This window comes from Enterobacter sichuanensis (genome assembly GCF_002939185.1).
GTDB lineage: Bacteria > Pseudomonadota > Gammaproteobacteria > Enterobacterales > Enterobacteriaceae > Enterobacter > Enterobacter sichuanensis.
This window is the reverse complement of the sequence record NZ_POVL01000019.1, coordinates 42,906-57,360: the sequence shown is the minus strand read 5'-3', so window position 1 is coordinate 57,360 and position 14,455 is coordinate 42,906. Positions and strand designations below refer to the sequence as shown.

At 56.5% G+C, this 14,455-nt stretch carries 15 protein-coding genes and 1 other annotated feature; of the genes, 4 read left to right on the top strand and 11 right to left on the bottom strand.

Annotated features, from left to right (window positions below; all coding sequences use genetic code 11):
* Positions 1-23: 23 nt before the first annotated feature.
* A complete protein-coding gene (locus C5687_RS10745; RefSeq protein WP_025756567.1) occupies positions 24-767 on the bottom strand; it encodes a YciC family protein in 744 nt (247 codons plus the stop codon).
* 25 nt (positions 768-792) lie between these two features.
* On the bottom strand, positions 793-1,197 hold the full coding sequence (locus tag C5687_RS10740) for a YkgJ family cysteine cluster protein (RefSeq protein WP_047958832.1): 405 nt from the start codon (positions 1,195-1,197) through the stop codon (positions 793-795).
* A 282-nt stretch (positions 1,198-1,479) separates the two neighbouring features.
* Here C5687_RS10740 and ompW point away from each other — a divergent pair, with 282 nt between their 5' ends.
* Positions 1,480-2,112, top strand: a complete 633-nt coding sequence (gene ompW / locus C5687_RS10735) for an outer membrane protein OmpW (protein ID WP_104556924.1) — start codon at positions 1,480-1,482, stop codon at positions 2,110-2,112.
* A 43-nt stretch (positions 2,113-2,155) separates the two neighbouring features.
* Here the strand turns inward: ompW and yedF are convergent, their stop codons facing one another.
* The 7 genes from yedF to C5687_RS10700 form a co-directional block, all read right to left on the bottom strand.
* On the bottom strand, positions 2,156-2,389 hold the full coding sequence (gene yedF / locus C5687_RS10730; RefSeq protein ID WP_025756570.1) for a sulfurtransferase-like selenium metabolism protein YedF: 234 nt from the start codon (positions 2,387-2,389) through the stop codon (positions 2,156-2,158).
* Positions 2,386-3,597: a selenium metabolism membrane protein YedE/FdhT gene (gene yedE, locus C5687_RS10725; protein WP_045285934.1), complete on the bottom strand. Its 1,212-nt coding sequence runs from the start codon at positions 3,595-3,597 to the stop codon at positions 2,386-2,388. The genes yedF and yedE overlap by 4 nt, the downstream gene beginning before the upstream one ends.
* 181 nt (positions 3,598-3,778) lie before the next feature.
* The gene (gene trpA, locus C5687_RS10720; RefSeq protein ID WP_095440490.1) at positions 3,779-4,588 is read right to left on the bottom strand and encodes a tryptophan synthase subunit alpha; all 810 of its coding nucleotides are present in this window, start codon (positions 4,586-4,588) and stop codon (positions 3,779-3,781) included.
* Positions 4,588-5,781, bottom strand: a complete 1,194-nt coding sequence (gene trpB / locus C5687_RS10715; protein ID WP_104556923.1) for a tryptophan synthase subunit beta — start codon at positions 5,779-5,781, stop codon at positions 4,588-4,590. Before trpB ends, trpA begins: the two co-directional genes overlap by 1 nt.
* Before the next feature lie 10 nt (positions 5,782-5,791).
* Positions 5,792-7,150, bottom strand: coding sequence for a bifunctional indole-3-glycerol-phosphate synthase TrpC/phosphoribosylanthranilate isomerase TrpF (gene trpCF, locus C5687_RS10710; protein WP_104556922.1), 1,359 nt, complete (start codon positions 7,148-7,150; stop codon positions 5,792-5,794).
* Between the two features lie 3 nt (positions 7,151-7,153).
* Positions 7,154-8,749, bottom strand: coding sequence for a bifunctional anthranilate synthase glutamate amidotransferase component TrpG/anthranilate phosphoribosyltransferase TrpD (gene trpD, locus C5687_RS10705; protein ID WP_104556921.1), 1,596 nt, complete (start codon positions 8,747-8,749; stop codon positions 7,154-7,156).
* The gene (locus C5687_RS10700; protein WP_025756576.1) at positions 8,749-10,311 is read right to left on the bottom strand and encodes an anthranilate synthase component 1; all 1,563 of its coding nucleotides are present in this window, start codon (positions 10,309-10,311) and stop codon (positions 8,749-8,751) included. The genes trpD and C5687_RS10700 overlap by 1 nt, the downstream gene beginning before the upstream one ends.
* A gap of 23 nt (positions 10,312-10,334) precedes the next feature.
* Positions 10,335-10,429 (bottom strand) — a sequence feature (Trp leader region).
* Between the two features lie 148 nt (positions 10,430-10,577).
* Between C5687_RS10700 and rnm the strand changes: the two genes are divergently transcribed.
* The 3 genes from rnm to rluB all read left to right on the top strand — a co-directional run bounded on the left by rnm (position 10,578) and on the right by rluB (position 13,060).
* Positions 10,578-11,471, top strand: coding sequence for an RNase RNM (gene rnm, locus C5687_RS10695; RefSeq protein WP_071994025.1), 894 nt, complete (start codon positions 10,578-10,580; stop codon positions 11,469-11,471).
* Positions 11,468-12,088 (top strand): L-threonylcarbamoyladenylate synthase, encoded by a 621-nt coding sequence (locus C5687_RS10690; RefSeq protein WP_104556920.1) that lies wholly within the window; start codon positions 11,468-11,470, stop codon positions 12,086-12,088. The genes rnm and C5687_RS10690 overlap by 4 nt, the downstream gene beginning before the upstream one ends.
* 96 nt (positions 12,089-12,184) lie before the next feature.
* On the top strand, positions 12,185-13,060 hold the full coding sequence (gene rluB / locus C5687_RS10685) for a 23S rRNA pseudouridine(2605) synthase RluB (protein ID WP_025756579.1): 876 nt from the start codon (positions 12,185-12,187) through the stop codon (positions 13,058-13,060).
* Positions 13,061-13,095: 35 nt separating this feature from the next.
* Here rluB and cobO read toward each other — a convergent pair whose 3' ends face one another.
* Both cobO and C5687_RS10675 read right to left on the bottom strand, forming a co-directional pair.
* Positions 13,096-13,686, bottom strand: a complete 591-nt coding sequence (cobO, locus tag C5687_RS10680; RefSeq protein ID WP_059387019.1) for a cob(I)yrinic acid a,c-diamide adenosyltransferase — start codon at positions 13,684-13,686, stop codon at positions 13,096-13,098.
* On the bottom strand, positions 13,683-14,444 hold the full coding sequence (locus C5687_RS10675; protein ID WP_045285942.1) for a YciK family oxidoreductase: 762 nt from the start codon (positions 14,442-14,444) through the stop codon (positions 13,683-13,685). Before C5687_RS10675 ends, cobO begins: the two co-directional genes overlap by 4 nt.
* Positions 14,445-14,455: the final 11 nt, after the last annotated feature.

The following is a 14,455-nucleotide window of genomic DNA, read 5'->3' as shown; positions in this document are numbered from 1 at the left end:
CCTGGATGCCCCCCGCCTCAGGATTACTGGCGAATTAACATATACAGGCGGAACAGGTAGACCAGCAGTACCGCTGAAATCAAATTGCTCAGCGTATTCGCCACTACCGCACCCACATTTGGCGTTAATACCGCAAAATTCGGTGCAAACAGTAACAGGAGCGTTTTGGCCAGCAGCCAGCCGACTACGGCAGGCGCTACCAGACGCATATTAGCCCATGCGAGACGGATGCTGCTGCGCATCGCGGTAAAAATACCCATTTTATCCTGCACAATCATCACAGGCGCAAAGGAGAGCACGATAGCCAGTAACACACCCGGCACCACCACCAGCATGATCCCCATTTGCACCAGCAGGGTGGTTAAAAAGATCAGGATAAACAGTTTAGGTAAGACCGGGGCGCTGGCACCAATCGCCCGTAAGGCGCTAACCCGATGACCCGCCGACACCAGCTGAATCAATAGCAACACGCCGCCGGCCAGAATGGCGTTACCAATCAGTCCGGAGAACGTGGATGCGGCAGACGCGCGCAGCAGAATTTGTTGCTGCTCCGGCGTCATGTTTTGCACCAGTTCAAACAAGCCTACGCTTCCCGCCAGATGGTCGCCCTGGCTCAGGCTGGCAATCTGTTCGTCACTCGGTGAGAACGCATGACCCAGCACCACCGTGATAAAGGCGCATAACAACGCGATCAGTAAAAAGGTTATGAACTGATTGCGGAAAAAGTTTCCCGTGTCACGGTAGACAGACTTCGCCGTGATAGACATGCACTCTCCTTGAGTATTGCAGGTGTTAATTAGCCGGCAATTGTACACCGGATGCGCCTGCTGTGGCAGCATCAAGGCTTGTATGGAAAAGCATATCTTTGTAAAGCGGCGGTAATCCCACGCGGGCCCGGGCGCGATTACAGGCTTCGTTAACCTGACCCTCTTCACCCGACATCGCAAACTCGCGGCACGGGCTGGGGCGATTTTCATAGATGGAACATCGGGTCGAGACCCCAGGTTCACCCTCCAGCGCCACACAGCGTGCCTGCTTTTGATTGGTGCCGCTCATGCAGCGCAGAAAGGGGGTTAACGGCTCAGTGAGATGAACCGGAACGGTACCGCCGCCATCGCTGGCTTCGGCCCAGTAGAAAGAGACTCGAAAATACGCACAACAGGCTCCGCACGTCATGCACGGGTTGATATCACTCATGGCACACCTGCAAAAGAAGAACGCATCAAATCAATTTGTGAGAGCGCTAAATTATCCAGCCGCCAGAGGAAGAGCAAGAGGGGGAAAAGAGAAAATTTTGTAACCGTGAAATGCCAAAAATTGACATGGAAACAACTTATCGGTTTTTAGTGCGTAACAAAAAATTAATCCAGATCAATGAATGTTAAGTTACTGGTTTTAATGTGATCTGGGGCAGATCACTTATTACTCTTTTGTGAGTATATTCTCATCCGCGATTAAAACCACAACGATGGAGCGGATATGAAAAAATTAGCGGTGGCAGCCCTTGTATTAAGCAGTCTCTCTGGTGTCGCGTACGCGCATGAAGCAGGCGAATTCTTTATTCGTGCCGGTTCGGCCACGGTTCGTCCAACTGAAGGTTCGGATAACGTGCTGGGGATGGGCGGTTTTAACGTCAGTAATAACACCCAGCTGGGGTTAACCTTCACCTATATGGCGACGGATAACATTGGTGTAGAGCTTCTTGCGGCAACGCCTTTCCGTCATCGCGTGGGCCTTGGGCTAACCGGTGATATCGCTACGGTGCACCATCTGCCGCCAACGCTGATGGCGCAGTGGTACTTTGGTGATGCCAGCAGCAAGGTGCGTCCATATATTGGTGCGGGTGTGAACTACACCACGTTCTTTGATGAGAAATTTAACGATACCGGAAAAGACGCCGGTCTGACTGATCTTAGCCTGAAAGATTCGTGGGGGATGGCGGGACAGGTCGGGCTGGATTATCTGATTAACCGCGACTGGTTAATTAACGCCTCCGTCTGGTATATGGATATCGATACCGATGTACGCTTCAAAGCGGGCGGTCAGCAGCAAAGCATCAGCACGCGTCTGGATCCGTGGGTATTTATGTTCTCTGCGGGTTATCGCTTCTAGTCCCTTCTGTTCAATGCGCCCCCGGCGGGGCGCATATCTTTTCTTACTTTTGAATCAAATAGCGAATGGTCGGGCCATCCTGCTGGATATCCAGCACCGTGTACCCATGGTTTTTGGCATCCAGCGGTATATTGTTGATGGACTGCGGGCAGTCGCTGACCACCTCCAGAATTTCGCCTTTCTTAAGCTGCGGTAACGCTTCAAGCGTAGCAACCGCCGGATAAGGGCAGGGTTCGCCGACCATATCAAGACGGTAATCAGGCACAATCTGTTTCATGCAGCGTTCTCCTGCGTTTCTGTTTTGACACTCCCACGGCGGAAGAAACGTTTCTCCTGCGCGATAACCAGTAAAAACGCGACCAGCAGCAGGGCATAGGTGACCAGCAGGCCGCCGAGAGGGCCGAAGGTGTTCAGCAGGTTGACCTTGTCCCAGTTGGTGGCGAGCGCCGGGGACAGGTCGTCCCAGAAGTACGCCAGGAGCGTCGAGCCGATAACATTTCCCAGCCCCACCCACCAGTAATGCACCTGACCTTCAACGGCGCGGTACATCCAGCCGGTTTCACACCCGCCAGCCAGCACAATCCCGAAGCCAAACAGCAGGCCGCCAATCACCGCGTTAGGACCGGCCCACATGATTTTGGGTTCGACGCCTAACTGCACATAGCTGAAGATGCCGATGGCGCTGACCGCCATCCCGGCGATTATCGCTTTTGCCATCATCGTGCGCCCGGTGATCCACATATCGCGAAACGCGGAGGTAAAGCAGATCTGCGCGCGTTCAATCAGCAGACCAAAACCCACACCGAACAGCATCGCCAGACCGAGTTTGGGCTGGTTCAGGGCCGTGCAGAGCGCCCATGCCACCATCGCAAAAAAGACCAGCATTCCGAGGCGGAAACGGCGACGCGCCTGCGAGGGCTTTTGCGTAAGCGGCGACGCGGCGCTCACTTTGACCATTTTGACGGGAATACGGAACAGCGGAAGAAGGGTAAATTTTGCGCCAAAGTAAGAGCCGATCGCTGTAGCAACAGCAAAGAACCAGGCATGGAGCGAAAATTGCGGGATCCCGGTAAAGAAGGCGGCAAGGTTGCAGCCCATCGCCAGGCGCGCGCCGAATCCGGCAATCATGCCGCCGACAATTGCCTGCAAAATACGGATCCGGCTTTTAGGCAGCCTGAGCTTTACGTTGTTTGCCCACAGCGCGGCGGCAAAACAGCCCCCGAACATACCGATGATCATCATCCCGTCAATGCGGGTTAGCGGCGTGCCGTCGAGATGGATGAGTTTGAAGTAACCCCACGCTTCGGTATGCACGCCAGCGAGTTGCAGCAGTTGCCCACCCCAGCGGGTAAACTCGCCGGTCACGGCCCAGAAGGTACCGGTGATGCCGAAATAATAAGTAGAGAGAATGCCAGCTGCGATAACGGCTGGAACAGGTGACCAGAACTTAACCAGGTAAGTCTGTTTGAAAGATTGCCATGACATGAATAAGCCTCTGAACTCAGAAGGATTAAAGATAAAAAAGAGTCCAGATCATACGCTTACATGACCGTTTGAAAAGCCATTCACACCGAAAATATCGACAGGATCAATTTTGATGTAATCCTTTGTAGATAGTGCGGAAGGAAGGGTAACCGTCTGGCAGGGATGCCAGACGGTGGATGGGTCAGGATTTACGCGTCGCGGCCTTCATGGCGCTGACGAACGTTTTCAGCTCGGCCAGCATCTGCTCTGGCTTGTCCACGTTCTTCTCGATGATCTTCACAATCGCGGAGCCGGAAATGGCACCTGCCGCCTTCGCGTCAATCGCCGCGGTGACCTGATCCGGAGATGAAATGCCGAAGCCCTGCAGCGGTGGTGCGGCGTGATATTCAGCCAGCTTTTCCACCAGATGATGCAGAGGCAGCGCCGCTTTGTTCTCCGCACCGGTCACACCCGCGCGGGAGAGCAGGTAGGTATAACCGCGTCCGTAGGAGGCAATCTGGCGCAGCAGTGTGTCATCCGCATTCGGCGGGCAGATGAAGATCGGGGCCACATTATGGCGCATCGCCGCCTGGCGGAACGGCGCGGACTCTTCAACCGGCACGTCGGCTACCAGCACCGAGTCGACGCCCACCCGCGCGCACTCGGCATAAAATTCGTCGATTCCGCGGTTGAATACCAGGTTGGCGTACATCAGCAGACCAATCGGAATGCTCGGGTGCTTCTGGCGGATCGCGGCCAGCATCTCGAAGCACTGGGTTGGCGTCACGCCTGCGGCAAAGGCGCGCAGCGTCGCGTTCTGAATGGTCGGGCCATCCGCCAGTGGGTCAGAGAACGGGATCCCCAGCTCCAGCGCATCGGCACCGGCTTCAATCAGGGTGTCGATAATCTTCAGCGACTGCTCAGGGCCCGGATCGCCCAGGGTGACGAAGGGAACGAACGCGCCTTCCTGGCGGGATTTCAGCTCTGCAAATACGTTATCGTAGCGTTCCATCAGATTTCCCCTCGTGCTTTCAGAATATCGTGAACGGTGAAGATATCTTTGTCACCGCGACCGGAAAGGTTTACCACCAGCAATTGTTCTTTTTCCGGGTTTTCTTTCATCATTTTCAGCGCATGCGCCAGGGCATGCGAAGACTCCAGCGCCGGGATGATCCCTTCGCTGCGACACAGCGTTTTGAACGCTTCAAGGGCTTCGTCATCGGTAATGGAAACGTAATCCGCACGACCGGTGCTGTTCAGGAATGCATGCTGGGGCCCGACGGACGGGAAGTCCAGACCGGCAGAAATGGAGTACGACTCTTCAATCTGGCCTTCATCGGTCTGCATCATCGGCGCTTTCATGCCGAAGTAGATGCCCACGCGGCCATGCTTCAGCGGCGCTCCGTGCTCGCCGGTTTCGATGCCGTGGCCAGCAGGCTCCACACCAATCAGGCCGACGTTCGTTTCGTCGATAAAATCAGCGAACATGCCGATAGCATTAGAGCCGCCACCCACACAGGCGATAACGGCATCCGGCAGGCGACCCTCTTTTTCGAGGATCTGCGCTTTGGTCTCTTCGCCGATCATACGCTGGAATTCGCGGACAATCGTCGGGAACGGATGCGGACCCGCAGCGGTACCCAGCATGTAATGTGCGGTCTCATAACTGCCAGACCAGTCGCGCAGCGCTTCGTTACAGGCATCTTTCAGCGTGGCGGAGCCGCTGTGCACCGCGATCACTTCAGCACCCATCAAACGCATACGGAAAACGTTCGGCGACTGACGCTCAACGTCTTTCGCACCCATGTAGATGCGGCATTTCAGGCCGAGCAGGGCGCTGGCGAGCGCAGAGGCTACGCCATGCTGACCTGCGCCGGTTTCTGCGATGATTTCGGTTTTGCCCATCCGCTTCGCGAGCAGCGCCTGACCCAGCACCTGGTTGGTTTTATGGGCGCCGCCGTGCAGCAGGTCTTCACGCTTGAGATACAGCGTGGTTTTGGTGCCTTCGGTCAGATTGCGGCATTTGGTCAGCGCCGTTGGACGGCCTGCATAGTTTTTCAGCAGATCGGTAAATTCAGCCTGAAATGCCGGATCTTTCTGCGCGCTGACAAAGGCTTCTTCCAGCTGGCGCAGTGCGGGCATCAGGATTTGCGGGACGTACATCCCACCAAACTCACCAAAATACGGGTTAAGTAATGTCGTCATCTTCTCTTCCTTAATATGCACGCAGAGTTTTATATACGGAGGCCAGTTTGCTGGCATCTTTTATGCCGGGCTGGGACTCTACGCCTGAATTGAAATCGAGGCCCGCGCAGCCCATTTTGGCAGCTTCCACGCAGTTATCCGGGCTTAAACCCCCCGCCAGCAGGACGTTGTCCAGCTTTTCACCGTTCAGCAGTGACCAGTCAAATCGCTGGCCCGTGCCGCCCTGGCCGTTGTCGAGGACGTATTTGTCCACATGGCTCAGGTTTCGCGCGGGTAACGTCTTATCGACGCGTTGTGCTTTCCAGATTTGCACCTGCGGTGCCAGCGCGGCGCGCAGGTCATTGATATACGCCTGATCCTCATCACCGTGGAGCTGTACCGCGCTCAGCGATAACGCGTCGGTTTTCGCCGCAACCTCGGCGATGTCCGCATTACGGAAGACGCCGACATAGCTGAGTGGGGCTGCGGCGATCACCTTACGCGCCTGCTCTTCGCTTATCGCGCGCGGGGAGGTCTCCACAAAAATCAGTCCGCCGTAAATGGCGCCCGCTTCATAGGCGGCCTGGGCGTCCTGATCGCGGGTTAAGCCGCACACTTTGTTTTCACCGAGCAGCACCCGACGCACTGCCGCATTGAGATCGTCATGCGCCATCAGGGCGGAGCCAATCAGAAAACCGTTGGCAAAGTGGCTCAGCTCGCGCACCTGAGCGTAGCTGTTAATGCCAGACTCGCTGATAACGGTTACGCCGGAACCCAGACGCGGCGCCAGCTGGCGCGTGCGGTTGAGATCGATGGACAGATCGCGCAGGTCGCGGTTGTTAATCCCGACCACTTTGGCCCCGAGCGCGATGGCGCGTTCCAGCTCCTCTTCGTTGCTTACTTCGGTCAGCACGCCCATGTTCAGGCTGTGGGCCACGGCAGCAAGCTGGCGATACTGTTCGTCATCCAGAACCGAGAGCATCAGCAGGCAGGCATCCGCCTGATAGAAACGCGCCAGCCAGATCTGATACGGGTCAATAATAAAGTCTTTGCACAGGATCGGCTGCGGCGCGATGCCGCTGACGATCGGCAGAAAATCGAAGCTGCCCTGGAAATATTTCTCATCCGTCAGCACGGAGATAGCGGACGCATGATGCTTATAAATACCGGCAATACGTGCCGGGTCGAAATCGTCACGGATAACGCCTTTAGACGGGGACGCTTTTTTGCACTCAAGAATAAATGCGGTGCGCGCACCCTGCAGGGCGTCATAGAAACGACGGCTGCTCGGAACGACGTCATTCTGAAAACTGGCAAGCGGCTGCTGTTGCTTGCGGGCTTCCACCCAGATGGCCTTATCGGCAACGATTTTCGCTAAAACGGTCTGCATTCTTTACCCTCTTGCCGCAAGTGCGGTAACGCGATCGTAAGCTGCACCGGAGCGCAGTACATCCAGAACTTTTTGAACGTTGGCCTTCAGGTCTTCCTCGCCGTGCAAACGCATCAGCATGGCGACGTTGGCAGCAACGGCGGCCTCATGGGCGACCTCTCCTTTACCTTGTAATAAGCGCGTCAGAATGTCACGGTTTTCTTCCGGCGTACCGCCTGCCAGCGCCTCCTGGTGATACGGGGTTAAACCAAAGTCAGCGGCTTCCAGCTGGTAGCTCAGGATTTCGCCGTCACGCAGTTCGGCCACCAGCGTAGGGGCATGCAGCGACACTTCATCCATCCCGCCGCTGTGTACTACGGCAGCCCGTTGATAACCGAGCACGCGCAGCGTCTCAGCAATCGGCAGAACCAGCTCCGGGCTGTAGACGCCAATCAGCGCCAGTGGCGGGTGCGCCGGGTTGATAAGTGGACCGAGCACGTTAAACAGCGTGCGGGTTTTGAGCTGCTGACGAACCGGCATCGCGTGGCGGAAACCGGTGTGGTATTTCGGCGCAAACAGGAAGCAAACGCCCAGGTCATCCAGCGCTTCACGGGAACGTTCGGCGTTCATATCGAGATTAATGCCGAATGCAGCGAGCAAATCCGACGATCCGGAGCGGCTGGAAACGCTGCGGTTACCGTGTTTCGCCACTTTTAAACCACACGCCGCCGCCACGAAGGCGCTGGCGGTAGAGATATTGATACTGTTACTGCCATCACCCCCGGTACCGACGATATCTGCAAACGGATAGTCGGGGCGCGGGAACGGGGCGGCATTCTCCAGCAGAGCCGTGGCGGCGCCCGCGATCTCCTGCGGGCTTTCGCCACGCACTTTCATGCTCACCAGCGCAGCCGCCAGCTGTTCAGGCTTCAGCTCACCGCGAACCACGGCAGAGAAAAGCTGGTGGCTCTCCTGCTGGCTCAGGGTTTGTGCCTGGTACAGTTTTTCCAGAATCGGTTGCAGGGTGTTAGTCTGCTCCAGTTTTTGCAACGCCCAGTCCAGGGTCTGTTCCAGCAGACGGGCACCGTGTGAGGTCAGGATCGATTCCGGATGGAACTGCATACCACAGACGCGGTCGGCATCATGACGCACCGCCATCACCATCCCTTCAAACGAGGCGTTAATGGTCAGCCCGGCAGGAATGTTGCTTCCGACTAGCGAGTGGTAGCGTGCGACCGGGAGCGGATTCGGCAGCCCGGCAAACATGGACTGGCCGTCATGTTCGATGCTGGACGCTTTACCGTGCAGGATTTCACCCGCCTGACCGACGTAGCCGCCATAGGCTTCCACAATCGCCTGATGACCGAGGCAGATGCCGATAATCGGCAGCTTGCCGCGCATGCGGGTCAGCAGCTCCGGCATACAGCCCGCTTCACTCGGTGCGCCAGGGCCCGGGGAGAGCATCAGCACCGGGTTTTGCATGGTAGCCAGACGGTCAATCAGAGTCTGTGCCGGGACGTGGTTACGATAGATAACAACGTTATGTCCATTCGCACGCAGCTGATCTGCCAGGTTATAGGTAAATGAGTCGATGTTATCGAGCAGCAGAATGTCAGCCATCAGAAAATCTCCTGTGCATGGTGTGCGGTAGCAATGGCGCGAAGGACCGCACGCGCTTTACTGCGTGTTTCGTCAGCTTCAGACTGCGGAACAGAATCAAGAACAATCCCGGCACCCGCCTGTACGGTGGCGATACCGTCTTCGACGTAAGCGGAGCGGATAACGATGCAGGTATCCAGATCGCCATGGGCGGTGAAATAGCCCACCGCGCCGCCATAGCTGCCGCGACGACGTCCTTCGGCGGCGGCAATCAGCTGCATGGCGCGCACTTTCGGCGCACCGCTCAGGGTGCCCATGTTCATGCAGGCGCGATAGGCATGCAGCACGTCGAGGTCATGGCGTAACTCACCGACCACGCGGGAGACCAGATGCATGACGAAGGAGTAACGGTCAACTTTGGTCAGGTCCGCCACGTAACGGCTGCCAGGGGTGCAAATGCGGGCCAGATCGTTACGCGCCAGGTCAACCAGCATCAGGTGCTCGGAGAGCTCTTTGTGGTCGGTTCGCATTTCCAGTTCGATGCGGCTGTCGAGATCGCGATCCAGTGAACCGTCTGCGCGACGTCCGCGTGGACGGGTACCCGCGATCGGGTAGATTTCAATCTGGCGGCTGGTGGCGTCGTACTTCAGCGAACTTTCCGGCGACGCGCCAAACAGGGTGAAATCGTTATCCTGCATAAAGAACATGTACGGGCTTGGGTTGCTCTTTTTCAGCACATCATAGGCCGCCAGCGGCGACGGGCAGGGCAGAGAAAAGCGACGGGAAGGCACCACCTGGAAAATTTCCCCGGCGCGAATCGCTTTTTGCATCTGGCGAACCACGGCACCGTACTGATCATCGGTCTGGTTAACTTCGCAGGTCATTTTCTCCACGCGCTGCACGGGCAGCGCAGGCGGTGCTTCGGTCATCTGCTGCTGCAGCTGCGTGATGCGGTGTTCGAGACGCTGCTTCTCTGAGGAAGACGGCGTGAACAGGCTTGCCTGAATGCGGGTATATTTTTTCTGATGATCGATCACCAGCAAGGTTTCAGCCAGATAGAAGCAGTAATCCGGGCAGCGGTTACCCTGTTCGGTTTCAGGCAAATCTTCAAAACCGGCGACCAGGTCGTAAGCAAACAGTCCACCGAAGAACATCGCCTCGCGTTCATCTTCCGGTACCGTGACCAGATTCTGTAGCAGGCGGAAGGCATCAAAGACGGACAGGGAACAGAGGCGCGCGTCTTCATCCAGCAGCTGGCTGACTGGCGGGAAGTGCAAAATACGCATTTCTGGATGACGTTCATTTTCAATGCCGGCAGGCAGAGTGGCATCCAGCAATGGCAGCAATGACGCACCATTCTCAGACAGCGCTTTGATGGTTACGGTGCTATCTAACGCCGTAATACGCAGCGCGCTGTCGACCAGCAGCAGACTCTTCAGATCGTCCTTGCTGTCGATATCCGCTGACTCCAGCAGCAGTGTTGCCGGACGGGCACCGCAAACCTGATGAAACAGCGCGGTAGGGTTGTGACGATAGACCGCCTCGCAGGTCAGCAGTTCGAGGTGTGGTTTGGCTGTTTGCATTATTGTGTTCTCATTTTCTGTTCAAAAAAAAGCCCGCTTAGTCGCGGGCTGGGTATCTGTTTGCATTTCGCAGACGCGTGACACTGCCCGATAATCAGGAAGTACGCCACCAACCGTGCAGAGTGCAATGTGCTGTCATTTTCAGATACCTTTCTCGTGTGAACTTGCGTACTAGTTAACTAGTTCGATGGCGTGTTGTCAACCCTTGATTTCAGAATTTCGTTTTAAGTCGGTATCATGGTGGTTTCGGATGTCTCCAACCTGTTATGGGAAGTGCTTTGAGCGATACCACCTACGCGATTATTTATGATTTACACAGCCATACTCAGGCCTCTGATGGCCTGCTGACACCCGAAGATCTGGTTCATCGTGCCGTTGAAATGCGCGTCGGCACGCTGGCGATAACCGATCACGATACGACAGATGCCATCCCGGCCGCGCGCGCCGAGATTGCCCGCAGCGGACTGGCGCTGAATCTGGTGCCTGGCGTCGAGATCTCGACGGTCTGGGAAAACCACGAAATTCATATAGTTGGCCTGAACATCGATATAGACCATCCGGCACTTCGGGCCTTTTTGCAAGAACAAAAAGCACGCCGTCATCAGCGTGCTGAGATGATCGGCGAGCGGCTGGAAAAGGCGCATATTCCGGGCGCGCTGGAAGGCGCGCAGAAACTGGCGAACGGCGGGGCGGTCACGCGCGGCCATTTCGCCCGTTTTCTGGTTGAAGCAGGCAAGGCCACGACGATGGCGGATGTCTTTAAAAAGTATCTTGCACGGGGGAAAACCGGATACGTTCCGCCGCAGTGGTGTACAATAAAACAAGCTATTGATGTGATTCATCATTCTGGCGGTAAGGCCGTGCTGGCCCATCCGGGGCGGTATAATCTTTCTGCTAAATGGCTGAAAAGGCTGCTGGCGCACTTTGCCGAATGCGGTGGGGAAGCGATGGAAGTCGCCCAGTGTCAGCAGGCGCCCAATGAGCGTGCGCAGCTCGCGACCTATGCGCGTCAGTTCGGCCTGCTTGGGTCGCAGGGGTCTGATTTCCATCAGCCCTGCGCCTGGATTGAACTGGGGCGCAAGCTCTGGTTGCCCGCAGGCGTTGAGCCGGTCTGGCAGCTCTGGGAACAGCCGCAGCAAATTGAAGAGAGGGAAGTATGAGTCAGTTTTTCTATATCCATCCGGATAACCCGCAGCCGCGCCTGATTAATCAGGCCGTGGAGATCGTCCGCAAAGGCGGCGTGATTGTCTACCCAACCGATTCAGGCTATGCGCTGGGCTGCAAAATTGAAGATAAAGGGGCGATGGAGCGTATTTGCCGTATTCGCCAGCTGCCGGACGGCCATAACTTTACCCTTATGTGTCGCGATCTCTCTGAGTTGTCGACCTATGCTTATGTCGATAACGTGGCGTTTCGCCTGATCAAGAACAACACGCCGGGTAATTACACCTTCATCCTGAAAGGGACCAAAGAAGTACCGCGTCGTCTGTTGCAGGAAAAACGTAAAACCATCGGCATGCGCGTGCCGTCGAACCCGATTGCGCAGGCGCTGCTGGAAACCCTCGGCGAGCCGATGCTTTCGACCTCACTGATGCTGCCGGGAAGTGAGTTTACCGAGTCGGATCCGGAAGAGATTAAAGATCGTCTGGAGAAGATCGTTGAGCTGATTATTCACGGTGGCTATCTCGGACAACAGCCAACCACCGTGGTCGACTTAACCGAAGACACGCCGGAAGTGATTCGTGAAGGCGTGGGCGACGTAAAGCCTTTCTTGTAATGGTATAAGCAGATATACTACGCGGCCATCAAAGCAGGGCGCGGCCCTTTTTTGACCTGATTCGACGCCTGTGAAGGCGACACCTGAGGAAGCTCAATGAGCGAGAAGTTACAGAAAGTGCTGGCGCGTGCCGGCCACGGCTCGCGCCGTGAAATCGAAGCCATTATTGAAGCGGGCCGCGTGAGTGTGGACGGTAAAATCGCCACGCTGGGTGACCGCGTAGAAATCGTACCGGGGCTGAAGATCCGTATCGACGGTCATCTTATCTCCGTGAAAGAGTCCGCTGAGCAGATCTGCCGTGTGCTGGCTTACTATAAGCCGGAAGGCGAGCTGTGCACCCGCAACGACCCGGAAGGTCGCCCGACGGTGTTTGACCGTCTGCCAAAACTGCGTGGCGCTCGCTGGATTGCCGTCGGTCGTCTGGACGTGAACACCTGCGGTCTGCTGCTGTTTACCACCGACGGTGAGCTGGCAAACCGTCTGATGCACCCAAGCCGTGAAGTGGAACGTGAATACGCCGTGCGTGTCTTTGGCCAGGTTGATGAAAATAAACTACGCGATCTGTCGCGTGGCGTTCAGCTGGAAGACGGTCCTGCGGCGTTCAAAACCATCAAATTTACCGGTGGGGAAGGCATTAACCAGTGGTACAACGTAACCCTGACCGAAGGCCGTAACCGCGAGGTGCGTCGTCTTTGGGAAGCGGTCGGCGTCCAGGTTAGCCGTCTGATCCGCGTTCGCTACGGTGATATTCTGCTGCCAAAAGGTCTGCCTCGTGGGGGGTATACTGAACTGGATCTGACGCAAACGAACTATCTTCGTGAGCTGGTCGGCCTGACGCCAGAAACCACCTCGAAGGTGGCGGTGGAGAAAGATCGTCGTCGCATGAAGGCGAATCAGATCCGTCGTGCGGTGAAACGTCATAGCCAGGTGAACAGTAATCGCCGCGCCGGCAGCCGCAATAACAACGGTTAAAAACAGAAGCCCGGTCACAGTGACCGGGCTTTTTTTTAGTAATCAATCCCTATTTGCGCTTTGATACCTGCGTCAAAGGCATGCTTTACCGGACGCAGTTCGCTGACGGTATCGGCCAGCTCCAGAATATCCCGATGACAGCCGCGCCCCGTGATGATGACCGTCTGATGGACAGGCCGGTTCTTGAGGGCCGTCAGTACGGCGTCCAGCGGCAGATAGTCGTAGGCGACCATGTAGGTGATCTCATCCAGCAGAACCATATTCAGTGTGGGATCGGCCAGCATTCTTTTCGCGTGCTCCCAGACGGCGAGACAGGCTGCGGTATCGGTTTCCCGGTTCTGGGTGTTCCATGTAAACCCGGTCGCCATTACCTGAAACTCTACGCCGTGAGGCTCAAGCAAGTTGCGCTCACCGTTGGGCCACTCGCCTTTAATAAACTGGATAACGCCGACTTTCTGCCCGTGTCCGACCGCACGGGTGGCGGTACCAAACGCGGCGGTGGTTTTTCCTTTACCGTTGCCGGTAAAAACGATGACGATCCCGCGCTCGTCCTGCGCGGCCGCGATGCGAGCGTCAACCTGTTCTTTCAGCCGCTGCTGGCGTTGCTGATGGCGTTCTTCACTCATTGCGAAATTCCCGGCTTACGGCCCGGCTGGGCGTCAAAGGTCATCCCGGTTTTGCGGCGACTGTCGTCACCCATCAGCCAGAGATAAAGCGGCATGATATCGGCCGGGGTTTTCAGCTTCTGCGGATCTTCACTCGGGAAGGCGCTGGCGCGCATTTTGGTGCGCGTTCCACCCGGATTAATGCAGTTTACGCGCAGATGACGGCTCTGATACTCCTCCGCCAGTACCTGCATCATGCCTTCGGTCGCGAATTTTGATACGGCATAGGCGCCCCAGTTCGCGCGCCCCTCCCGGCCAACGCTGGAAGAGGTGAACACCAGTGAGCCAGAATCCGATTTGAGTAATAAAGGAAGCAGTGCCTGGGTCAGGAAAAACGTCCCGTTGACGTTGACCTGCATGACCTCCTGCCAGATTGCGGGATCCTGTTCATCCATCGGGCGAACCTCTCCAAGCAAACCGGCATTGTGCAGTACGCCGTCCAGTCGCGGGTAGTGCGTGCTGATGCGGTGAGCCAGCTCCTGACATGTGGCGGGGGTACAGGTGAGCAGATCCAGCGTGTACCAGCGGGCAGGAAGGCCACCTGCGGCTTCAATCTCCTGCGCCACCCCTTTCAGTTTTTCTTCGTTACGGCCGGTCAGGATGACGCTCGCGCCATACTCAGCGTAGGTCAGCGCCGCTTCACGGCCAATCCCATCGCTGGCCCCGGTGACAAGGATGATGCGGTTCTGCAGCAGATTTTTTTGCGGTTGATAATGCACGGTGACTCCTC